Source organism: Bacillus cereus group sp. BfR-BA-01379, assembly GCF_022663605.1.
GTDB classification, from domain to species: domain Bacteria; phylum Bacillota; class Bacilli; order Bacillales; family Bacillaceae_G; genus Bacillus_A; species Bacillus_A mobilis.
The window spans coordinates 1-22,097 of sequence record NZ_JAKUFT010000076.1 but is presented as its reverse complement, the minus strand read 5'-3'; the positions used below and the strand labels follow the sequence as shown (position 1 = coordinate 22,097).

Here is a 22,097-nt window from a genome sequence, read left to right as displayed (position 1 = left end):
TTGATTTTAAGGGGAATCGCTTAAAATCACCATACAGTAAAAATACTGTATAACCATATATTAATTTTTATGGGTTTTTATTACAAGTCTATTTAGTTATGTGTCTTTTTGTTATAATGAATATAGAAATAAATAGATATTACACCTAATGTATCATTTAGTAAACTAAAATTTACAACTGTGTAATAAACTCCCTTCGTTTTTTCGAAGGGAGTTTTTCTGTTTAGGCGAGTAATTCTGATGTGGTGTGCTGAAGGACTGTTTCATATTGGTCAAGTAAGCCACGAAAGATCTCATCCCAGCTTTTTGATTGGGCATAAGACGAAGCCGCTAGCCCCATTTGCATTAGTTTCTGTTCATTTTGCAATAAAGAATAAATGGATGATAGAAATGCGTCCTCATTTTTGGGTGGACAAAGAACTCCCGTTTTGCCATCCGTAATAATATTTTTAACTCCGCCACTATTTGCACCAATGACAGGTGTACCGCATGCAAGTGATTCGAGTACGACATTTCCGAACGTTTCAGTAGCGGATGGAAATACCATGATGGTAGAACAAGCATATGCTTCAGCTAAATCCTTCCCTTGTAAATATCCAGTAAAAGTAATATTTGCATGCGGAACAGCTTCACGCAAATTTGTTGCTAGCGGACCGTCTCCCGCGATGAGCCAATGAATGTCGTTTCGAGTATGTGCTGTTTTCACGATAAGGTGTTGCAATGTATCAATATCTTTTTCAGGGGCAATCCGTCCAACATAGGAAAGGACATACTTCGCTGTAATATTATATTTTTTTCGGAATAGGTCTGTATTGTAAGATGGATGAAAGAGTGTGCAATCTACACCACGTCCCCATATGGAGAGGGCCTGAAAACCTTTATTTTTTAGTTGGTGTAACGTTTCAAAGGAAGGAACGAAATTTTTTTGCATATGACTATGAAACCATTTTAAATAGTTCCAAAGCATATTAGAGAGAAATTCGATTTTGTAATAGCGTAAATAAGCATCGAAATCAGTATGATAAGAACCGACAACTGGGATGTTTAATTTTTTTGCATAATACAATCCACAAAGTCCCATGTTGAAAGGTGTAGCAATGTGAATAATGTCAGGTTTAAAGGAAAGAAGTTCACGTTTAATGCGCGGAGTAGGAAAAGAAAAGCGGCATTCTGGATATAATATTGTTAACGGAATACTTCTCATCTTATTCACGTTAGCTACGAAATCATCTTCAGCTGTATGCTGAGGGGCGAAAACAGAATAGGCGATCTTTTCTTTCTGAAAGTAATGTGTTAATCGTTCTAATGTTTTCGCAACCCCGTTGACTTGTGGTGTAAAAGTATCGGTGAAAATGGCGACTCTCATCATATCACTCCTTTATGTGAAAAGTGGGATGAATTGATAAAAAGAGATGATGCCAGAGCAAGTGCCGAGGCACATACCGACGAATACATCAGACGGATAGTGAAGCCCTAAATAAATACGAGAAATACCGACGCATAATGCTAAAGGTAATAGAAAAACAAGTAAGTTTGGATTATAGCAAATAAATGGAATGAAGACAGAGAAAACGGCTGTTGTATGACCAGACGGGAAAGAGTGGTCTTTTAATGGATGGACTGGATATTTCGCATCCTGAATTGTTAAATAAGGACGTTTTCGCGGGTACCATCTTTTTAATATTTGTACAGGAATATGGCTAATTGCTAAAGAAATAGCAGTTGCGATTGCAGCTTGCTGCAAAGTCCCTTTTGCAAAAATTAAAAAGAAAAGTGTGAGTGCGATTGAGAAAGTAGCACCACCGATATGAGTGATATTGCTGAAAAAGATATTTAATGTTTTTTGATCAAAGTATCGGTTAATTCCTTTGAAAATGTAACATTCTATTTTATACAGTCCACTGACCTTCATGAAACTTCTCCTCCCTCGTGTACATATATATGGAGATATTAGCTTTTATTTTAATAAGATTTTATTGAGGGAGTAATAATGTTTTGTAAAGAAAAAGTTAGTTTTTATATAAAAAGCTGCCACTTTAATGGCAGCTGGAAAAGTTACTTCTGTAATGATTTATAATACTGGCCTTTTTCAACATATTGTGTGCGAATGCGCTCCATGTCTTTACGGTCTTCCTCTGTTAACTCACGAACGACTTTAGCTGGGCGACCGAAAGCTAACGTGTTTGGTGGGATTTTTTTTCCTTGTGAAACAAGGCTTCCAGCACCGATAAAGGCTCCTTCGCCAATTTCAGCACCATCTAATATAATAGATCCCATTCCAATTAAAGCATCTTTTTTAATATGACAGCTATGTAAAATAACTTGATGCCCAACTGTAACGTCGTCTTCTAAAATAAGAGGATACTGCGGGCTTTGATGAAGTGTACATTGGTCTTGTACATTTACTCGGTCTCCAATGATTGTTGGTGACACATCACCGCGTATGACTGTATTAAACCAAATACTTGATTCCTCGCCAATGGAAACGTCGCCTGTAATGGTAACATAATCAGCGATAAAAGCACTACTCGAAATTTTCGGATTTTTTTCTTTGTAAGGGTATATCATGTAAAGCCTTCCTTTCCTAGAGACTAGTTTCAGTGTATCAAATTATAAGAAAGAGTGAAATGGAGGAGAGCCGTATGTGGAATTATGAAGCAGAGGAAGCGAAAGCTGTCGTTGTTATCGTGCACGGCGCAATGGAATATCACGGACGTTACGAAGCAGTTGCGGAAATGTGGAATCATATCGGCTACCACGTCGTGATGGGGGACCTTCCGTCACATGGAACGACTTCAAGAAATAGAGGACATATTGATTCGTTTGATGAATACATAGAGGAAGTTAAATTATGGGTGAAAGAGGCAAGAAAGTATCGATTACCTATTTTTATATTCGGTCATAGTATGGGTGGTCTTATTGTTATTCGTATGATGCAAGAAACGAAGAGAGAAGATGTAGACGGCATTGTTTTAAGTTCACCATGTTTAGGCGTAGTAGCTGGACCTTCTGCTCCGCTTCGAGTCGCCTCAAAAATATTAAATGTTATTGCTCCAAAATTGCAATTTGCAACGAATCTTACAGTGGAAATGTCAACTCGTAATCATGAAGTTCGAGACGCAATGGAGAATGATTCATTGTTCTTGCGCAAAGTATCCGTACGTTGGTATAGTGAATTGATTAAGTCTATCGAAATTGCTCATAAGAAAATAGATGATTTTCCAGATGTTCCGCTCTTGCTAATGCAAGCTTGTGAGGATAAACTTGTAGATAAAATACGTGTCCGCACTTGGTTTGATAATGTTAAAATAAGTGATAAGGCTTTTAAAGAGTGGCAGAATTGTTATCACGAGTTATTAAACGAGTATGAGCGTGATGAAATTTTGAATTATATTCAGTCATTTACTGAAATACGCATCAATAACATAATAGAAACAAATAAGTAAATTATTTGTACATTGAATAGAGGAGATGAAGGAAGAAGTGAACGTACCGAGTAATCCCATAACGCTCATGGCGAAAGTATACCGTGATGTGTTTCCGGTTGTACACCATGAGCTAGCGATGTGGAAAGAGCGTGCCTACCATATTCCGAATGATGAGCTTCATAGTCAGGCAATCGCAAGTATTGAGCATAAAACGTTTCATTGCGAAGGCGGAGGTATTTTAGCGCTATTAGCAGATGAACACCGAGAGGAATGTATTCGTTTTATCGTAGCGTATCAAACGATCAGCGACTATTTAGATAATTTATGTGATCGTAGTACATCACTTGATCCAAATGATTTTGCCGCACTGCATGAATCGATGTTAATGGCATTATCACCTGAAGTAGAAGGTGGCGGTAATTATTATCGCTATCGTGATGATCAAGACGATGGTGGTTATTTAGATGAACTTGTTGAAACATGCCAAGATGTTTTAAAGAAAACGAAGCACTATGACAAAATTGCTCCTGTTCTTCATGAACTTGCTTGTTATTATTGTGATTTGCAAATTCATAAACACGTGAAGTTAGAAGAAAGAGAACCACGCTTAAAAAAATGGTTTGAAGCACATAAAGAAAACTTACCTGAGATGAGTTGGTTTGAATTTTCAGCATGTGCTGGTTCTACGCTTGGAATCTTCTGTCTTGTAGCATATGCATTCCATGATGAGTTACATGATGAAGATATTGCGAAAATTAGACAAGGGTATTTCCCTTACGTACAAGGACTTCACATTTTACTTGATTATTTCATAGATCAAGAAGAAGACCGTATGGGCGGGGATTTGAATTTCTGTAGTTATTATGAAAACGAGCAAGCGATATTAGATCGTATGAAGCACTTCGTAGAAGAAGCAGAGAAGAGCATTGGTGATTTGCCTCATGCGAAGTTTCATCGTCTCATAAGCCGAGGATTACTTGGTATTTATTTATCAGACCAAAAAGTATCAGCACAAAAGAATATGCACAAAATGGCACGGCGCATTGTGAAATACGGAGGCCTCACTTCACGATTCTTCTATTGGAACGGGAAGATGTACCGAAAGAAAATGGCGCAGTGACGAAGAAAACCACTCTTGTAGAGTGGTTTTTTGTTATAATATGGTAAATATGGTGACGGAAGTGAAGCGATTGTTTCAAAAGCTATATGACAATATTGAAGTAACATTACTCGTACTGCTTTCCATTTCATTTATAACTGGAATGTATATGATGATGAATAAAGCGGGTGATCCTACTACAATGGATTATGTTGCGCAAGTTATTATTGCATTGATTATTATAGTAGATATTGTCTTTTTAATAAGTGGTAGAAAAAAAGAAAATAGTAAATAAAAAAGCATTTGTACACGAGAGTACAAATGCTTTTTCATTATGATCGTATTTTTGCAAATACATATATAAGAAGTTCAATTGCGAAAATAACTAAAACAGATAGTCCGAATAAAGGCATGACAGCGCCTAGTATAACCATCATGATAAAGAAAACGATTATGCTTTTCTTATCTCTTTGCTTTGGCGGTGCTGCTAATTTTCCTTTTGGTTTTCGTGCTAACCACATTTTTATTCCGTAATAAATGAGAAGTAATAAAGATAATGTCGTTAGTAAGCATAATATTTTATTTGGCCATCCGAATAAATGTCCTTCGTGAAGCGGGATACCGTAAGTGAACCATTGTGCAAATAAGCCATAATCATGATAATCCGTTTTGGAAATGAGTTCTCCGCTATATTGATCAAAGTAAGCTGTTATTTCTTCATTTGGTGCTACATCCATACCTGTAATACCAGAACCACTCGATTTTGAAACAGTGAATACACCTTTCGGATCAGCTGGTAGTGAGATAACATATGGCTTCTTTATTTCAATTCCTTTTTGTAATTCATCGACAGAAATTGCTTTCGGTTCATTTGAATTCGATTCAGGAGGAGCTTCTTTTCTTGTAGCCCATGGCAATTCTTTTACCTTTGATTCAGGCGGCGCCATATATAACTTTGGATATCCAATCGATTCATTCGACGATGCAATTTTATAAATTTGGTTCCCCATAAATCCTGACCAAGGCAATCCAGATGCGACTAGCAGAAAGAGTGGAATTGTAAATATAATACCGATAATAGAATGACGTCGTTTTGCTTTTTCTCGCTTATTGGATGCTGGTGTGTTTTTGAATCGGCGTATACTCATATACAATCCAGTCACAATTAAAAAGATTGTCCAGCATGCCGCAAGTTCTACAGTATAGTTGACGACAGTGCCACCAACTAAAAGAGAACTATGTAATTCCCTCATGATATTGGCAAACGTTTCACTGGCATTTTGATCCCCAACAATTTGATTATTGCTATCTAAATACACAAATTTTTGTTGCCCAGTATACTCATTTGCAATCGTAAGTCTCGTATTATAATCCCCATTAAACTCACTAATTTTCGCCACGCTATAATGTGGATATTTTTTCTCTGTTAATGAAATCGAATCAGACATCGAAATAGATTCTGTTTGGGCGCTCTTCCCAAAATATAAATCTTTATAGATGAAATCCTCAACTTCCTCCCGAAATAAATACCCAATTCCGCTCAGTGACAACGTAATAAGAAGCGGCGTAATAAAAAGCCCGGCATAAAAATGCCAACGCCAAAAAATGTAATGAAGCGAACGATTTACTTTCATACTTTCAGTTCCCCTAACCTTCCCTATATGAATAGATTCCTCATTTTAATATAGCGAGATTAAGTGTGGATACTTTGAAGGAATTGTGAAAAATGTTAAAAGTTTTGGGGATTTCCATCAAACATAAACCACATTTCAGAAAGGATGTTTTCTATTTTACGAAGATTTCTTTATATTTGATACATACATCCTAACAACCGCCTCAGCAAGACATTGAGCAGAATCAACAAAATCCTCATTCGCTACAATATTCAAATCAGTACATGCGATAATTGCGGTATCTACTTTATCTTTTAACTGTACAACGAGCGCATTCCATAATTCTCGAGTTGCTTCAACTTCTCCAGATTTAACATAGGTAATAATTTGATTAATTGTTGTCTGCCATTTTTCATGATGAATGTACTCTATATTACGCTTCGCAATCCCGTCTTGATAAATACCAGCTTGAATTGTCGCTTCTGTTGCGAGAAGAGCGACTCTTTTTGTATTTTCAGGAATTGCTTGTAACGTTTCGTCAACTATATTTAAAAGCGGAATGGACAGAGAATGCTGTAATTCTTCAAAATAAAGATGCGCCGTATTGCACGGCATAGCGATAAATTCTACGCCAGTACTTTCAAGTTTTTGTGCCCCTTCAATAATCGCTTTTTTCATTGCTTCGTGATCAATAGAGCGATCCATGTAAAATGGTGTTGGACAAGAATAAATCATCATATGAGGAAAATCCATATCATGCTTTGCTCCGTATATTGTTTGGCACTTTGCTACAACTGTATCAACGAATGAACCAGTTGATTTTGGCCCCATTCCTGCTAGTATTCCGATCATTGGTTTGTCTCCTTTAATATGTAATTAAAAACGTTTTTTGCGAACGACAAAAAGAAATAAAGTAAGTAATAAAAATGAATATACGATAGCCCAACCTGTGAGCCATAGCGTGTGAGTAAGTATATTATATTTGTATTGTCCAAGCATTAGAAAGCTTTCGACGGGTGGTAAAAACCATAGAAACTCTTTTTTAAGCCGGATTGAGGCGATCGTTATAAGTAATATAAATGTCAGGCTAAGCCAAGCGGTGCTTGCTTTTTGAATAATATTTCTAGTAAATAAAGTTGCGATTGAAATTCCTAGTATAGAGAAAGACATGTGAGCGAGAAATCCAACTAAAAATAAAGAAACTGTCATTTCTTCATTAAACATTTGCAAAATAATTGGATAGATTACGGATATAAAAGATAAAACAGTACAAATGAGAAGGGCCGTAATATATTTACCAACATATAGTGCGGAAATATTATTTGTGTGAGAAATAGTAATTTGTTCTTGTACAGGGTCTTCCGTATGGAAAATCGTAACCGTAATCCAGGCGGATAATAAATAAAGTGCCAGTGCTGTTTCTAAGTATGTCGGCACAATAGGAGTCGGTTTATATGTATATACAAAAAGTAAGCTCACAAAGTACATCGCAATAGGAGGGACGTACTTATATGATTTTGTATAGTCGAGAAAATGGTAACGAATAAGAGCAAACATAATAAACCTTCTTTCGATTTAAAAGTTAGGTTGTAGCAGTGTGATAGATGCTTTTTTATGTAATAAAAACTGAAGCATTTCGTTTGTATATTCTTTTTCGATTTGTAATTGAATAAGGTTTTGATTTGAATTGTGTGTAACGTGTATAAATCCTAATTGCTTGCGTAGTTCTATCGCTGAAAATGTTTCATGAACGATTGCTTCAATATAGACTTGTTCTGCTGATTTTTGCACAGAGATATCTTCCGTGATTGTATGATTTGCTAATGACACAATTCTATCGGCGAAGTTTTCTAGTAGTTGTTTTTCATGACATGTGAAGAGTATAGATATGCCGTGTTGTTTTAATGAGAGTAAAATATGTTCTAATTCTTGCTGTGAGTTAGGATCAAGTCCAGAAAGAGGTTCATCTAAAATTAATAAATGGACGTCTGTAAGCAATGCTTGCATAATGCCTGTTTTTTGTTTCATGCCTTTTGAAAAGTTTCGTACAACGGAATGTCTTGCATGATGTAAGTGAAAAGATTCAAGAAGCATCGGAATTTTATCTTTTAAATATTTTGTTGATAAGCCGTGAATGTGCCCGAGATGATATAAATAATCCTCTAATGTAAAACGAATCCCTTCAGGAAAATGTTCAGGTACATAACCGATTTGTATATGTTCTTTTCTTTGAAGTGTCCCTGCTGTAGGTGAAATAAATCCTGCAATTATTTTGAGTAGAGTACTTTTTCCAGTACCGTTCCCGCCAATAATAGCGAGTGCCTCTCCTTCTGGAATGGATAAATCGATGTTGTCTAGTATCAGTGATTTGCCATACTTCTTTTGAATTCCCCTTAGTTCTACTAGCAAAGTTCTATCCTTCTTTCTTCAAATATTGTATACATCCATTATATAGGAGAATAAGAAAAAGACGTGCAATGAGTGCACGTCTTTTTTTGTTATGTTTTGTCGAATCGTCGATATATTATCGCTTTTCAATCGCCACAATAAATGGCGGGTTATTTTGCTGGTTAATGAAGCCATATCGCAGTACGTGAGCTTGTTTTTGGTCTAGTTCTTCTGCAAATATGAGAACAGCGTCGCGTTCTACTTGTCCCTCTGGATGTCCGTGGTAAATGACAAGGACGATGATTCCTTCAGGTGCCATTACTTCTAGTAATTGTTCTATAGCCGAAATTGTTGAGTTCGGTTTTGTAACGATATGCTTGTCACCGCCAGGAAGGTAACCTAAGTTGAAGATAGCACCTGTTACTTTTCCTTTTGCATCTTCTGGTAGTACGGATAAAAGCGTATCGTGACTATCGTGAACTAAAACAGTACGTTCGAAAAGCTCTTTTTCTTTTAACCGGATAGTGGAGCTTTCAATTGCTTCTTTTTGAATATCAAATCCAAATACTTTTCCGCTATCTCCAACGATTTCAGCTAGGAGGCAAGTGTCATGTCCATTTCCCAGTGTTGCATCTACAGCGTAATCGCCTTCTTTTACTGCCGTTTGCAGCAGTGTGCGAGCAAACGGTAATACACGTTCTAATTTCATTTTTGTTTCTCCTCATTTGCATATTTTCCTTGCCAGCTTCCGCGGCGTACAAATTCTGCATCGATGGAATTTAATACTTCCCATTTATTTAAGCTCCACATTGGACCAATCATTAAATCAGGTGGGCCGTCACCTGTGATGCGGTGCACAATTACGTCTTCTGGAATTATTTCAAGTTGGTCAACAACGAGACTTACGTAATCTTCAAGAGAAAGGAACTCGAGTTGTCCTTTTTCATATTGCTTCACCATTGGGGTTCCTTTTAATAAATGAAGTAAATGAATTTTAATTCCTTGTACATCAAGCTTCGCTACTTCACGAGCTGTTTCCATCATCATGTCATAATCTTCAAGGGGAAGACCGTTAATAATATGAGAGCAAACTCTAATGCCATGCTTACGTAATTTATTTACACCTTCCACATAAGACGGATAATCATGAGCGCGATTAATAAGGTTTGCAGTTCGCTCATGAACAGTTTGTAAACCGAGTTCAACCCAAAGGTAGGTGCGTTTATTTAAGTCCGCTAAATATTCAACAACATCGTCTGGTAAACAATCTGGACGAGTTGCGATAGAAAGACCGACAACGTCTTTTTCTGCTAGAAGCGGTTCGAATTTTTCTTTTAACACTTCAAGTGGTGCATGTGTATTTGTGTACGCTTGGAAATAAGCGATACATTTTCCATCTTTCCACTTTGAGCGCATTTTTTCTTTCATTTCATGATATTGCGTTATAACATCATCGCGGCGATCACCAGCGAAGTCGCCAGATCCAGCAGCACTGCAAAATGTACAACCACCGTAAGCAACTGTACCGTCACGGTTCGGGCAATCGAAGCCAGCATCTAATGAAACTTTAAAGATTTTTTCACCAAATTCATTTCGTAAATGGTAATTCCATGTATGATAACGTTTATTGTCGTTTGTATATGGAAAAGGGTTTTGAACCTTCATTACTTTCCCTCCTAAGCCGAGTCAAAATGAAACAAAATCCATTATAACATACTCATAAGGTAGAGATGGAAGGGACACACTAAAGGGGAATTGAAGCAAGGAGGGACAATTATGGCAGAGCGTCAATCACTTGAATCGTATATTACGCAAGCGGAGCAAGCTGTGGAATATGCGAAAGAACAATTAGATCTTGGTATGAGACAAGAGCATTATAATACGTTGGAGTATGGAGATGCGCAGTTACAATTAGAACAAGCATATAACGATTTACAAACGATGCAACAACATGCGAATGATGAGCAACGTGAGCAGTTAAATAGAGCACGCATGGCAATTCGCCAACTGCAACATCAAATGATTATTACACCGCACTAATAAGGAGTGAATGTAATGGCGAAACGTTCAGATCAAAATAATCCAGAGCAAAAAACGCAAAATGGACATAACGCTGAGTTTTCGAATGAACTTGATCCGGTTGTGCAAGTGAAACAGCGTAATAGTAAAAAAGGACAACCGCAAAGATCAAAGCAATCAGAGTAAACCAGGTCGCAATATGACCTGGCTTTATTTTGTTATATGACAATAATGTAAGATTACTGTAAGGTTTGCCGATAGTTGTAAGATAACATTTCCAGTAGAGTAAGGGAGGATTAAATTTTGGACAAGGAGTTGCTTTATGGGGAACAATATTACAAACAAACGAATTGATGAGTTAGATTACATTCGTGGCTTCGCATTACTGGGGATTATTTTAGTAAATATTCTTGCACTACTTAATATTAAAATTCCAGATCCTAATACAGTAGATGCTAGCTACCAACGGTTTCTATACTTATTTGTAGAAGGTCGTTTCTTCTCTATTTTCTCATTCTTATTTGGAGTAGGATTCTACATCTTCATTACAAGAGCAATTGCGAAAGGGAAGAATGGATACGTTCTATTTCTACGCCGTGTAGTTGCACTATTTATTTTTGGTTTGATTCACCAAATGTTTCAGCCTGGAGAAGCACTAGCGTTATACGCAATTTGTGGATTAGTCGTTTTACCGTTTTATAAAGCGAAAAAAGAAGTGAATGTAGTAATCGGTTTTATTCTTACGATAGCTTTTAGTATTATGGCAGCTAAGGAATTATTACCATTAGGTTTAATTTTATTAGGTCTTGCTGCGGGGCAGTATAAAGTGTTTGAAAATCTTTCAGCAAAAATCAAGCAAGTCGCTATTTTTACAGGTATTATGTTTGTTTTAAGTGTTGTAGCGTTATGGTATCAATATGGACACGTTCCTGCTGAGCCATTCGTAAATATGATGCTCATGAATGAGGATGGAACAATGGATGCTGCAGGTCAATTCTTAAAAATTGGCGTTACAGTTGGACCTATTATTTCAGCTTTTTATGTAGGAGCACTAATTTTATTACTTCAGTTAAAACCAGTTCAAACATTGTTAGCACCACTGAAATACTACGGTCGTATGGCGTTAACAAATTATATCGGACAAACTGCAATGATTTTAATTGCTGGTAGCGTATTTAACTTTGCAGAAAACTTAACATACATGCAGACGCTATATGTGTGTATCACAATTTATGTAATTCAAATTGTGTTTAGTGTAATTTGGATGAAAATCTTTAAAATGGGTCCACTAGAATGGATTTGGCGTGTTATTACGTATTGGACGGTAACACCTTTAAAGAAATAAAGTGAAACTTTAATCAGTGGGGGTCTTACTGCCCATTAAAGCGGGATAAAGAGAGAAGCGGGCTGTTCCTTTTGTGGAACAGCCCATTTTTATTGTTATCTTTCGTCGGTAAGTCGATATATTTTGAAAATCGCTGATAAAAATTTATTTATGCACGAACCTTACACGCGCCCATTTTTTATATTACAAAAGTGTAAGGTAAATGTAATGTTAACAAATAGCAGTTCCCTTCCAAAAAGCGCAAAATAGGTAATGGAAAAACAAGCGTAGGAGGATATATATGACGAAACCAGTTGTAGACGTGAAAAACGTTCAAAAAGTGTACGGTAAAAAAGGTGAGAACCAATCACACGCGTTAAAAGGTGTTTCATTCTCAATTCAAGAGGGTGAGTTTGTTGGGATTATGGGACCATCTGGTTCTGGTAAAACGACATTATTAAATGTAATTTCAACGCTTGATAAAGCAACGGGCGGCGTTATTGAAATTGCGGGTACGGATATTACGAAAATGAAACAAGGTGAGCTTTCTGATTTCCGTTCACAAAAATTAGGATTCATCTTCCAAGACTTTAATTTATTAGAGAACTTATCTATTTATGAAAACATTGCACTTCCGCTTTCTCTTCAAGGTGTTCCATCACGTAATATTGGACCGAAAGTAGAAAAAGTAGCGGATATGTTAGGGATTACAGAAATTCTTCAAAAGTATCCATCTGAAGTATCGGGTGGACAAAAGCAGCGTTCAGCAGCAGCGCGTGCGTTAGTGCATGAGCCGGCAATTATTTTAGGGGACGAGCCAACAGGAGCTCTTGATTCTAAAAATGCAACGAGTTTACTTGATGCAATGACAAACTTAAATAAAGATCAGGGCGTATCGATTATGATGGTTACGCATGATCCTTACAGTGCAAGTTACTGTCAGCGTATTTTATTCATTCAAGATGGTGAGTTATATAAAGAAATTCATCGCGGTGGTACGCGTGAAGAGTTCTACAAAGAAATTTTAGATGTACTTGCAGATTTAGGTACACAAAAAGCGTAAGGAAGGAGGTTTCAGTATGTTATTTAAACTTTCCATGTCGGGGCTGAAAAGTAAGCTAAAAGATTATATCGTCTTACTTGTCGGTCTTGTCATGTCGATTTCAATTTTTTATATGTTTCAAACGTTAGCGCTTAATAAAGCGTTCCTTGAATCTAACTCAATGATTAAATCTATTGGATTCGTATTCCAAGCGGGATCATTTTTACTAGCAATTATAACGTTCTTCTACATTTTATATGCAAACTCATTCTTATTATCTCTTCGTCAAAAAGAGTTTGGAATGTATATGATGTTAGGAGCAAAAAAGCATAAAGTTACATTACTTATGTTTATTGAAACAATCGTATTAGGCGCTGCGTCTCTTGCGATTGGTATTACAGTTGGTGTAGGACTTGCAGAAGGTATTGGACAGTTATTAATGAAACAGCTTGAATTTTCTGGTGAAGGATATAAAGCATTTTACCTTCCATCTATGACTGTTACTTGCATCTTTTTCTTTGCACTATTTGTATTATCAGCAATTATGAACAGTATTAAGTTATCACGTATTTCAGTATTGCAGCTAGTACATGCAGATGCACAAACAGAGCGTGTTGCGGTAAAAGGAAAAATGACAGGTTTAGTTGCATTCCTTGCGGTTATTTTATTAGGAATTGGCTATGCATCAATGATTTACATGGAAAAACTAAGAGAGATGGGAATCCTTATTGCATTAGTTACAACAACAGCTGGTACTTACATGCTATTTGGATCACTTCTTCCGGTTATTATTAAAAAGTTAAAAAGTAATAAGAAGCGTAGTGAAAAAGGACTTAACGCTTTTACATTTGCACAGTTAAATTTCCGTATTAATAGTTTAACGAAAGTACTTGCGACAGTAGCGATGTTAGTAGCGCTTGGAGCTGGTGCAATTTCAGGTGGTATGGCGTTTAAAAATAATGTTATAAAAATGGTTGATGGTTTAGTAATCTATGATTCAGTCGTTCATAATCCAACAGCTGAAGAAAAGAAAATATTAGACGGTATTACATTTAAAGAGAAAAGTGAATATCGTTACAAAGTAGATGATAAATATGTTTACTATGTAAAAGAAGATTTAGAGAAAAATCGTCCTATAGTAAGAGATATGGCAAATATGGAGTCAATGAAAGATTTAGTGAATACGAAGAACGTTTCAGAGGAACTACAAGTAGGTGCAGTTTCTAGAGAAATGAATGAAAAAGATGCGAACGCTAAAGAACTTTCAGCAGAATGGGTTGATGCTTTTAGTACAATCCATCCATATTATTTATACGAAAATCATGCAATTAAAATTGTAGATCAAAAAATGTACGATGGGATAAATGGTAAAGAAGGTATAGCATTTATCGGAAAAACAAATGACTTCTTAACATATACAAAAGAGTGGAAAAAACTTGACGAGTTGCAGCTAGTTAAATATAAAAATGTAAAAGCTGAAAGAATGGATAGTAAATATCAAACTTACAATGGGTTCTACGGCGTTGCAAGCGGAACAGTGTTTATGGGATTCTTCCTTGGAATTGCGTTCTTAGCAATGATGGCAAGTTGTTTAATGTTTAAAATTCTTTCTGGTGCATCAAAAGATATTACGCGTTATCAAATGCTTCGTAAAATCGGTGTGCGTCGTGAATTATTAACGAAATCGATTTATAAAGAGTTATTCTTAGTATTCTTATTCCCAGCAATTTTAGGCATTGCTCACGTATTAGTTGGTATGAATATTTTCGGATTTATTTTAGTTGATCCGTACTTCCGTATTTGGGTACCAATCGTAATTTTCGTAGTTATTTATGCGATTTATTATTTCATTACAGTTCAATTGTATAAAGGAATTGTTCTTCCAAAAGAAGATTAATACGTAAAAAGTCGAGTGAAAGTGCTCGGCTTTTTGTATTTTCAGAAAAAAACACTTTAATGTTACTGAAATGTATAATATAATGTAAATAAGTAACATAATATGTGAGTATCAGCAACTGAAAAGTGAAAGGAGGAATCCGATCTATAGAAAGAAGCTGAACTTGTATCCCCCTATTTTTTCTACCCACACCGTATTTGTACAATCATAAATTTCCAAATGAAAAATTGTCGTAAGAGTATATTGTGAAAATAATGGATAATACATGGAAATCTCATAGCATGATAAGGTAAAATGGACAGGATAATGAGAAAATTACCGTTCATAAGATGAGGAGATACATGTATGGAAGTTGTAGAGGCATTAAAAGATATAAGCCAGATTGAGGCTATGAAAAAGTATTTAAAAGAGCACTCGCTGCGAGATTATCTTTTATTTGTTATTGGAATTAACACTGGATTAAAAATTACTGAACTACTTAGTATGAAATTTGAAGAGGTATTAAATGAAGATAAGACTGTTAAAGAGTTTTATTCCCTTCCTGTGAAAGATGAAAAATTTAAACAAGATATTTATTTAAATACAAAAGTAAAAGAAGCTCTCTTAGAGTACGTACAAACTATTGATGCTCAAAGAGAAAGCTACGTATTTCAATCTAATAAAACGACAAATTCAATCTCACGCCAACAAGCGTATCGCGTTATTCATAACGCAGCTGAAGCGGTTGGAATTATTGGAAAGATTGGAACGAACTCAATGCGAAAAACATTTGGATTTCACGCGTACAAAAGAGGAATAGCAATTGCGCTATTGCAAAAGCATTTTCATCACGCAACTCCATCAGAAACACTCAAGTATTTAGGAATCTCAAAAGATGAAAAGTTTAAAACAGAGATTGATGTTGATTTGTAAAAGCCGTAACTAAAAACTTTAGGAGGCGGAAAATATGAATATTAGAGAAAGTGAATTACCGGGCATTGGATGTAAATTTGAAGTGATAACAAAAGGTAATGAAAAAATGGTTATTGTGATTCATGATGATGGCCGAAGAGAAATGTATCATTTTGATGCGGATCATGATGAGAGTGTTTCAAGCATTTCTCTTCGTGATTCTGAAGCGAGGCAAATTGCGGCTATATTAGGCGGAATGGTATATAGACCGCAAGCGCTAGACACAATTGAGATGGCTTTTGAAGGATTATCAATTGAATGGTTTAAGGTGGAGAATAACGCACCGGTAGTACAACAAACAATTGGCAGCTTACATGTCAGAAAAACATATAACGTAACGATTATTGCTATTTTGAAAAAGAATATGAAGAAATTCTTTAATCCAGGTCCAGACTCTATTATTGAAGCTGGCGATATGCTCGTATTGTCAGGCGAAAGACATGAAGTGAAAAGAATTATTAATGAATTGCTTTCAGCAGGAGGTGATTCCTAATCGATGGATACTTTAATCTTTGAAGTTGGAACTGCTTTAGTATTAGTAGCTTTTGCAGCTATCCTCGCTGCGAAGTTAAAGTTCTCGATTATTCCGTTTCTCATTATACTCGGTATGTTAGTGGGGCCTCATGCCCCAGATTTAGGACTTATCGATTTAAGGTTTATTGAAAGCAGAGAAGTTATTTCCTTCCTCGGCCGCGTTGGCGTCATATTCCTCCTATTCTATTTAGGCTTAGAATTCTCAATAAAAAAATTAATTAAATCAGGAAAATCGATTGCTTTCGGGGGGACTGTCCACATATCGCTTAATTTCATATTAGGTTTGCTTTATGGATATGTGATGGGCTTCCCTTTATTAGAAACATTAATTATTGCTGGAATCATTACAATTTCATCGAGTGCAATTGTTGCAAAAGTAATTGTTGATTTAAGAAGATCCGGTAATAAAGAGACTGAATTAATATTAGGAATCATTATGTTTGATGATATTTTTTTAGCTGTATATTTATCAGTCGTTTCAGGGTTAGTACTTGGGGGCGCAACATCATTTGTAGGTGCTCTTACATCGGTATTAATCGCAGTAGGATATATGCTACTATTCTTTGTAGTCGCTAGAAAAGCTACGCCGTTCTTAAATAAAATATTAGATATTTCGTCAAATGAAATTTTTATTATCGTAATATTCGCTATTTTATTCTTTGTAGCAGGATTTTCAGAAACGATTCATGTTGCTGAGGCGATTGGAGCATTATTGTTAGGGCTCGTTTTTTCTGAAACAGAGCATAGCGATCGGATTGAGCATCTCGTCGTTCCGTTTCGTGACTTCTTTGGAGCTATATTCTTTTTCAGCTTCGGTTTAAGTATAGATCCGTTTTCACTTGGAGGAGCAGTGTGGTTGGCGTTAGGAGCAGTTCTTATTACACTCATCGGTAATTTTACAGCTGGAATGATGGCGGGACGTAAAGCCGGGTTATCGCATAAGGCTTCTACGAATATTGGTTTAACACTCGTATCACGCGGGGAATTCTCTATTATTGTAGCCAATATCGGCATTGCGGGTGGCTTAATGGCAGCGATTAAACCATTCTCTGCACTTTACGTTTTAATATTAGCATCGTTAGGTCCGTTATTAACGAAAGAGTCCGGGAGAATATACTCTCTATTAGATAAGATATTTAAATGGAGTGCGAAAGAACGTGCGAAGCGAGAAAAAGAAGTTGGATAGTATAAAAAAGGGGAGACTGCATGAACTTCATGTAGCCTCCCCTTTTTTGTCGGTAAGTCGATATATTTTTAAGTGGCAATCAATATAATTTCATTTACCTACATACCGTTATCTGAATTTCATCAACTATTAATCAGTTGCCTTCCTATTTAAAAACGACTACAATTTTACTGTTATAGATGAACGAAAAAATAGAATAGGAGGGGAGACTATGCCAAGGAAAGTATGGCTATTAGTAGCTGGGATGATTATTAATGTCACGGGTGCTTCTTTTTTATGGCCTTTTAATACAATTTATTTGCATGATCACCTAGGGAAATCTTTATCTGTGGCCGGAATGGTATTAATGATCAACTCGCTTACTGGTGTAATCGGAAACTTGCTCGGCGGTGTTTTATTTGATAAATGGGGCGGTTATAAATCAACTTTAGTAGGGATTGTCATTACACTCGTATCGATTTTAGGTCTTGTGTTCTTCCACGGTTGGCCGTTATATGTTGTGTGGTTAGCGTTAATCGGTTTTGGTTCTGGAATGGTCTTCCCATCGATGTATGCGATGGTTGGTACGGTTTGGCCAGAGGGCGGAAGACGAGCATTTAATGCGATGTATGTTGGACAAAACGTTGGTATTGCAATCGGAACAGCGTGTGGTGGATTAGTTGCATCGTATCGTTTTGATTATATTTTCTTAGCGAACTTTATTTTGTACTTTGTTTTCTTCTTAATTGCTTTTATTGGATTCCGTGGTATGGAAGACAAGAAAGAGCCAGGCGTACAAAAAGAAGTCGAAACGAAAAAAGGTTGGTCGCTTACACCAGGATTCAAAGCACTTCTTATCGTATGTGTAGCATATGCTTTATGCTGGGTTACATATGTACAGTGGCAAGGGGCAATTGCGACTCATATGCGGGAATTAAATATTAGCCTCCGCCATTATAGTTTATTATGGACGATAAACGGAGCGATGATCGTTTGCGCGCAGCCGCTTGTTAGTATGTTAATTCGTTGGATGAAGCGTTCTTTAAAACAACAAATTATGATTGGAATCGTCATTTTTGCGGCGTCATTCATTGTGTTGAGTCAAGCGCAGCAATTTACGATGTTCCTCGTTGCGATGATAACATTAACAATTGGTGAGTTATTTGTATGGCCAGCAGTTCCGACCATTGCAAATATACTTGCGCCAAAAGATAAACTTGGGTTTTATCAAGGCGTTGTAAATAGCGCAGCGACTGTAGGGAAAATGTTCGGGCCGGTCGTTGGCGGAGCGATTGTTGATTTATACAATATGGAAGTATTGTTTATAGCAATCATGGTAATGCTTGTAGTAGCGCTTATTGCAACGAGCATGTATGATAAACGAGTAAAAGTAGAAGAAACAGTTGAAGAAAAAATTGCAGTTTAGTTTGACGGAACATGTAACATGTTTTAGAATATATTTAAATAAAACAACCTTTAGAACAAGGGAGATAGCTCGGCTGTCGTAAGACGAATTCGTTAGTGATTAAAAGTAACGATTAACCGAGAAGCCTTCACTTTAAGTAAGCTTTTTAGAGATACGAAGTGGTGGGTAGTTCACATTAACTCATATTTGTAATAACAGTGAGAAGGAGTAGTAGTAATAGAAGCTGGTTTAGAGAGTTGACGGTCGGTGCAAGTCAATCCACGTTTCGTTATGAACTCGCCTTTGAGTTGCAGTTGTGAAACTAACAGTAGCAATTGCCGTTAATCCACGTTACGGATCTAAGCGAATGTATATTTGTACATTAATTTAGGGTGGTACCGCGGGAATCTATAACCTCTCGTCCCTTTCTAGGGATGAGAGGTTTTTTGTATTTTGGGCGGTGAAAATAAATAGAATTTCAAGGAGGGTATCTCATGAGCTTTAATCATCAAGATATTGAGAAGAAGTGGCAAGGGTACTGGGAAGAGAATAAAACATTCCGTACGCCAGATGAGACAGAAAAACCAAAATTTTATGCACTAGATATGTTCCCATATCCATCAGGTGCAGGCCTACACGTAGGACATCCAGAAGGTTATACAGCGACAGATATTTTATCTCGTATGAAGCGTATGCAAGGATATAACGTTCTTCATCCAATGGGATGGGATGCATTCGGTCTTCCAGCAGAGCAATATGCACTTGATACTGGAAACAGCCCGGCAGAATTTACAGAGATTAATATTAATACGTTCCGTAATCAAATTAAAGCATTAGGTTTCTCTTACGATTGGGATCGTGAAGTAAATACAACAGATCCAAACTACTATAAGTGGACACAATGGATCTTCCTAAAACTATTTGAAAAAGGTTTAGCTTACGTTGATGAAGTACCTGTAAACTGGTGCCCAGCACTTGGTACAGTACTTGCAAACGAAGAAATCATTGACGGTAAGAGTGAGCGCGGCGGACATCCAGTTGAGCGTCGTCCGATGAGACAGTGGATGTTAAAAATTACGGCTTACGGAGATCGTCTATTAGAAGATCTAGATGAGCTTGATTGGCCAGAAAGCTTAAAAGATATGCAACGTAACTGGATCGGTCGTTCTGAAGGTGCAGAAGTACATTTCAATATCGACGGTACAGACGAGAAATTCACAGTTTTCACAACGCGTCCTGATACACTATTTGGTGCAACATACTGTGTACTTGCTCCGGAACATGCACTTGTTGCTGAAATTACAACAGCAGATCAAAAAGAAGCAGTAGAAGCTTACATTAACTCTGTAAAAATGAAGAGTGATCTAGAGCGTACAGAACTTGCGAAAGAGAAAACTGGTGTATTCACTGGTGCTTACGCAGTTAACCCAGTAAACGGTGAGAAATTACCAATCTGGATCGCTGATTACGTTCTTGCAACTTACGGAACAGGTGCTGTAATGGCAGTTCCAGCTCACGATGAGCGTGACTATGAATTCGCATCAGTATTCAATCTTCCAATGAAGGAAGTTGTAAAAGGCGGAGACATTACGAAAGAAGTGTACACAGGTGATGGTGCACATGTAAACTCAGCATTCCTTGATGGTTTAAATAAAGAAGAAGCAATCGTAAAAATGATTGAATGGCTTGAAGTAACGAGCGCAGGAAATCAAAAGGTAACGTACCGTCTACGTGACTGGTTATTCAGCCGTCAACGTTACTGGGGTGAGCCAATTCCAGTAATTCACTGGGAAGATGGCACAATGACAGCTGTGAAAGAAGAAGAATTACCATTAGTTCTTCCGAAAACAGAAAATATCCGTCCTTCAGGTACAGGTGAATCACCACTTGCGAACATTGACGAGTGGGTAAATGTTGTTGATCCTGAAACTGGTAAAAAAGGTCGTCGTGAAACGAACACAATGCCACAATGGGCTGGTAGCTGCTGGTATTACCTACGTTACATCGATCCAAACAATAGTGAAGCACTTGTAGATCCTGAAAAAGTAAAACAATGGCTTCCAGTTGATATTTATATCGGCGGAGCAGAGCACGCTGTACTTCACTTACTATATGCTCGTTTCTGGCATAAAGTATTATACGATATCGGTGTAGTTCCAACGAAAGAGCCGTTCCAGCAATTATTCAACCAAGGTATGATTCTAGGTGAAAACAACGAGAAAATGAGTAAATCAAAAGGTAACGTTGTAAACCCTGATGATATCGTAGCAAGCCATGGTGCAGATACACTTCGTCTATACGAAATGTTCATGGGACCGTTAGATGCTTCGATCGCTTGGTCTGAAAATGGTCTTGACGGAGCTCGTCGCTTCCTAGACCGCGTATGGCGCCTATTCATTCAAGATAACGGTGAATTAAGTGAGAAAATTACTGATGCACCAAACAAAAATCTTGAAAAAGCTTACCATCAAACAGTGAAGAAAGTAACAGAAGACTATGCAGAGCTTCGCTTCAACACAGCGATTTCTCAAATGATGGTATTCATCAACGATGCATATAAAGCTGAAACACTTCCAAAAGAATATGTAGAAGGTTTCGTAAAAATGATTGCACCAGTTGCACCTCATATCGGGGAAGAACTATGGAGCAAACTTGGATACAATGAAACAATCACATATGCAAGCTGGCCAACATTCGATGAGTCTAAACTTGTAGAAGATGAAGTTGAAATCGTTGTTCAAATTATGGGCAAAGTTCGCGCAAAACTAACAATGAGTAAAGACGCATCAAAAGAAGAAATGGAACAACTTGCACTTGAAGCAATTCAAGACCAAATTGAAGGGAAAACAGTTCGTAAAGTAATTGTTGTTCCTGGAAAACTTGTTAACGTTGTTGCAAACTAATGAATGAAAAGCTCAGAGCATTTATGCTCTGAGCTTTTTTGTGTGGAACATAATCTCAAGATTACCTTCATCTAAGTGTTCAATTATTCCACTACGTACAAATAAAAGAGCGGAATTCCAATACAGACAAACACCTATTTTTCTATAGGAAATATGATAAAAAAGGTAGGCTAAATTGAGTAGAAGAGGTGAAAGGAATGAAAGGGATGGACAATAATGCACCACATGGCTTCTTCGGAGGTGGATCGGGTAGTTATGAACAAATGATGTTAATGGGAGGAGCTGGCCAACAAGGGTACGGTGGAATTCCGAGCTGGATGGGTGGAGCA

22 protein-coding genes and 1 other annotated feature are annotated in these 22,097 nt (G+C 37.0%); of the genes, 13 read left to right on the top strand and 9 right to left on the bottom strand.

Annotation, left to right across the window (positions count from 1 at the left end):
• Positions 1-223: 223 nt before the first annotated feature.
• From MR113_RS22400 to MR113_RS22390, 3 genes are all read right to left on the bottom strand, one after another.
• Positions 224-1,366: a glycosyltransferase family 4 protein gene (locus tag MR113_RS22400; protein WP_242256921.1), complete on the bottom strand. Its 1,143-nt coding sequence runs from the start codon at positions 1,364-1,366 to the stop codon at positions 224-226.
• Positions 1,367-1,378: 12 nt separating this feature from the next.
• Entirely contained in the window at positions 1,379-1,912 is a 534-nt protein-coding gene (locus tag MR113_RS22395) for a phosphatase PAP2 family protein (protein ID WP_242256920.1), read from the bottom strand.
• A 143-nt stretch (positions 1,913-2,055) separates the two neighbouring features.
• A complete protein-coding gene (locus MR113_RS22390) occupies positions 2,056-2,568 on the bottom strand; it encodes a gamma carbonic anhydrase (protein ID WP_071724549.1) in 513 nt (170 codons plus the stop codon).
• Positions 2,569-2,642: 74 nt separating this feature from the next.
• Between MR113_RS22390 and MR113_RS22385 the strand changes: the two genes are divergently transcribed.
• The 3 genes from MR113_RS22385 to MR113_RS22375 are packed head-to-tail and all read left to right on the top strand — an operon-like array spanning position 2,643 to position 4,822.
• Positions 2,643-3,446: an alpha/beta hydrolase gene (locus MR113_RS22385; protein ID WP_242256919.1), complete on the top strand. Its 804-nt coding sequence runs from the start codon at positions 2,643-2,645 to the stop codon at positions 3,444-3,446.
• Between the two features lie 37 nt (positions 3,447-3,483).
• A complete protein-coding gene (locus MR113_RS22380) occupies positions 3,484-4,548 on the top strand; it encodes a tetraprenyl-beta-curcumene synthase family protein (RefSeq protein ID WP_242256918.1) in 1,065 nt (354 codons plus the stop codon).
• A 40-nt stretch (positions 4,549-4,588) separates the two neighbouring features.
• On the top strand, positions 4,589-4,822 hold the full coding sequence (locus MR113_RS22375; protein ID WP_242256917.1) for a hypothetical protein: 234 nt from the start codon (positions 4,589-4,591) through the stop codon (positions 4,820-4,822).
• Between the two features lie 37 nt (positions 4,823-4,859).
• On the opposite strand, the gene MR113_RS22370 is transcribed toward MR113_RS22375, so the two are convergent.
• The 6 genes from MR113_RS22370 to mnmL form a co-directional block, all read right to left on the bottom strand.
• Complete coding sequence (locus tag MR113_RS22370) at positions 4,860-6,161, bottom strand: PepSY-associated TM helix domain-containing protein (RefSeq protein WP_242256916.1); 1,302 nt, start codon at positions 6,159-6,161, stop codon at positions 4,860-4,862.
• A 156-nt stretch (positions 6,162-6,317) separates the two neighbouring features.
• A complete protein-coding gene (locus tag MR113_RS22365) occupies positions 6,318-6,992 on the bottom strand; it encodes an aspartate/glutamate racemase family protein (protein ID WP_242256915.1) in 675 nt (224 codons plus the stop codon).
• A gap of 24 nt (positions 6,993-7,016) precedes the next feature.
• Complete coding sequence (locus tag MR113_RS22360) at positions 7,017-7,697, bottom strand: ABC transporter permease (protein ID WP_242256914.1); 681 nt, start codon at positions 7,695-7,697, stop codon at positions 7,017-7,019.
• Between the two features lie 18 nt (positions 7,698-7,715).
• Positions 7,716-8,549, bottom strand: a complete 834-nt coding sequence (locus MR113_RS22355) for an ABC transporter ATP-binding protein (RefSeq protein WP_242256913.1) — start codon at positions 8,547-8,549, stop codon at positions 7,716-7,718.
• 115 nt (positions 8,550-8,664) lie between these two features.
• Positions 8,665-9,237 carry a tRNA 5-(aminomethyl)-2-thiouridylate-methyltransferase MnmM gene (mnmM, locus tag MR113_RS22350; RefSeq protein ID WP_242256912.1) on the bottom strand — a complete coding sequence of 191 codons (573 nt, stop codon included), beginning with the start codon at positions 9,235-9,237 and terminating at the stop codon, positions 8,665-8,667.
• Complete coding sequence (gene mnmL / locus MR113_RS22345) at positions 9,234-10,193, bottom strand: tRNA modification radical SAM protein MnmL/YtqA (RefSeq protein WP_000868033.1); 960 nt, start codon at positions 10,191-10,193, stop codon at positions 9,234-9,236. Before mnmL ends, mnmM begins: the two co-directional genes overlap by 4 nt.
• Before the next feature lie 111 nt (positions 10,194-10,304).
• On the opposite strand from mnmL, the gene MR113_RS22340 reads away from it, so the two are divergent.
• The 10 genes from MR113_RS22340 to leuS all read left to right on the top strand — a co-directional run bounded on the left by MR113_RS22340 (position 10,305) and on the right by leuS (position 21,768).
• Positions 10,305-10,568, top strand: coding sequence for a YtzC family protein (locus MR113_RS22340; RefSeq protein ID WP_061676783.1), 264 nt, complete (start codon positions 10,305-10,307; stop codon positions 10,566-10,568).
• 15 nt (positions 10,569-10,583) lie between these two features.
• On the top strand, positions 10,584-10,733 hold the full coding sequence (locus tag MR113_RS22335) for a hypothetical protein (protein WP_001129345.1): 150 nt from the start codon (positions 10,584-10,586) through the stop codon (positions 10,731-10,733).
• A gap of 136 nt (positions 10,734-10,869) precedes the next feature.
• Positions 10,870-11,892 carry a DUF418 domain-containing protein gene (locus MR113_RS22330; protein WP_242256911.1) on the top strand — a complete coding sequence of 341 codons (1,023 nt, stop codon included), beginning with the start codon at positions 10,870-10,872 and terminating at the stop codon, positions 11,890-11,892.
• A 280-nt stretch (positions 11,893-12,172) separates the two neighbouring features.
• A complete protein-coding gene (locus MR113_RS22325; RefSeq protein WP_242256910.1) occupies positions 12,173-12,934 on the top strand; it encodes an ABC transporter ATP-binding protein in 762 nt (253 codons plus the stop codon).
• A gap of 16 nt (positions 12,935-12,950) precedes the next feature.
• On the top strand, positions 12,951-14,810 hold the full coding sequence (locus MR113_RS22320) for an FtsX-like permease family protein (RefSeq protein ID WP_242256909.1): 1,860 nt from the start codon (positions 12,951-12,953) through the stop codon (positions 14,808-14,810).
• A gap of 345 nt (positions 14,811-15,155) precedes the next feature.
• Positions 15,156-15,722, top strand: a complete 567-nt coding sequence (locus MR113_RS22315; RefSeq protein ID WP_242256908.1) for a tyrosine-type recombinase/integrase — start codon at positions 15,156-15,158, stop codon at positions 15,720-15,722.
• A 34-nt stretch (positions 15,723-15,756) separates the two neighbouring features.
• Positions 15,757-16,254: a cation:proton antiporter regulatory subunit gene (locus MR113_RS22310; RefSeq protein WP_242256907.1), complete on the top strand. Its 498-nt coding sequence runs from the start codon at positions 15,757-15,759 to the stop codon at positions 16,252-16,254.
• 3 nt (positions 16,255-16,257) lie between these two features.
• Positions 16,258-17,481, top strand: coding sequence for a cation:proton antiporter (locus MR113_RS22305; RefSeq protein WP_242256906.1), 1,224 nt, complete (start codon positions 16,258-16,260; stop codon positions 17,479-17,481).
• Positions 17,482-17,692: 211 nt separating this feature from the next.
• On the top strand, positions 17,693-18,886 hold the full coding sequence (locus MR113_RS22300; protein WP_242256905.1) for an MDR family MFS transporter: 1,194 nt from the start codon (positions 17,693-17,695) through the stop codon (positions 18,884-18,886).
• 188 nt (positions 18,887-19,074) lie between these two features.
• Positions 19,075-19,294, top strand: a binding site (T-box leader).
• A gap of 65 nt (positions 19,295-19,359) precedes the next feature.
• A complete protein-coding gene (gene leuS / locus MR113_RS22295; protein ID WP_242256904.1) occupies positions 19,360-21,768 on the top strand; it encodes a leucine--tRNA ligase in 2,409 nt (802 codons plus the stop codon).
• The last annotated feature ends 329 nt before the right edge of the window (positions 21,769-22,097 follow it).

Excerpts from the sequence above, each read along its gene's own strand:
- MR113_RS22325 (WP_242256910.1), top strand. The coding sequence starts at position 12,173 with ATGACGAAACCAGTTGTAGACGTGAAAAACGTTCAAAAAGTGTACGGT.
- MR113_RS22400 (WP_242256921.1), bottom strand. The coding sequence starts at position 1,366 with ATGAGAGTCGCCATTTTCACCGATACTTTTACACCACAAGTCAACGGG.
- mnmM (WP_242256912.1), bottom strand. The coding sequence starts at position 9,237 with ATGAAATTAGAACGTGTATTACCGTTTGCTCGCACACTGCTGCAAACG.
- MR113_RS22300 (WP_242256905.1), top strand. The coding sequence starts at position 17,693 with ATGCCAAGGAAAGTATGGCTATTAGTAGCTGGGATGATTATTAATGTC.
- MR113_RS22320 (WP_242256909.1), top strand. The coding sequence starts at position 12,951 with ATGTTATTTAAACTTTCCATGTCGGGGCTGAAAAGTAAGCTAAAAGAT.
- MR113_RS22335 (WP_001129345.1), top strand. The coding sequence starts at position 10,584 with ATGGCGAAACGTTCAGATCAAAATAATCCAGAGCAAAAAACGCAAAAT.
- MR113_RS22365 (WP_242256915.1), bottom strand. The coding sequence starts at position 6,992 with ATGATCGGAATACTAGCAGGAATGGGGCCAAAATCAACTGGTTCATTC.
- MR113_RS22390 (WP_071724549.1), bottom strand. The coding sequence starts at position 2,568 with ATGATATACCCTTACAAAGAAAAAAATCCGAAAATTTCGAGTAGTGCT.
- MR113_RS22310 (WP_242256907.1), top strand. The coding sequence starts at position 15,757 with ATGAATATTAGAGAAAGTGAATTACCGGGCATTGGATGTAAATTTGAA.
- MR113_RS22395 (WP_242256920.1), bottom strand. The coding sequence starts at position 1,912 with ATGAAGGTCAGTGGACTGTATAAAATAGAATGTTACATTTTCAAAGGA.
- mnmL (WP_000868033.1), bottom strand. The coding sequence starts at position 10,193 with ATGAAGGTTCAAAACCCTTTTCCATATACAAACGACAATAAACGTTAT.
- MR113_RS22385 (WP_242256919.1), top strand. The coding sequence starts at position 2,643 with ATGTGGAATTATGAAGCAGAGGAAGCGAAAGCTGTCGTTGTTATCGTG.
- MR113_RS22370 (WP_242256916.1), bottom strand. The coding sequence starts at position 6,161 with ATGAAAGTAAATCGTTCGCTTCATTACATTTTTTGGCGTTGGCATTTT.
- MR113_RS22360 (WP_242256914.1), bottom strand. The coding sequence starts at position 7,697 with ATGTTTGCTCTTATTCGTTACCATTTTCTCGACTATACAAAATCATAT.
- leuS (WP_242256904.1), top strand. The coding sequence starts at position 19,360 with ATGAGCTTTAATCATCAAGATATTGAGAAGAAGTGGCAAGGGTACTGG.
- MR113_RS22305 (WP_242256906.1), top strand. The coding sequence starts at position 16,258 with ATGGATACTTTAATCTTTGAAGTTGGAACTGCTTTAGTATTAGTAGCT.
- MR113_RS22375 (WP_242256917.1), top strand. The coding sequence starts at position 4,589 with ATGGTAAATATGGTGACGGAAGTGAAGCGATTGTTTCAAAAGCTATAT.
- MR113_RS22315 (WP_242256908.1), top strand. The coding sequence starts at position 15,156 with ATGGAAGTTGTAGAGGCATTAAAAGATATAAGCCAGATTGAGGCTATG.
- MR113_RS22330 (WP_242256911.1), top strand. The coding sequence starts at position 10,870 with ATGGGGAACAATATTACAAACAAACGAATTGATGAGTTAGATTACATT.
- MR113_RS22340 (WP_061676783.1), top strand. The coding sequence starts at position 10,305 with ATGGCAGAGCGTCAATCACTTGAATCGTATATTACGCAAGCGGAGCAA.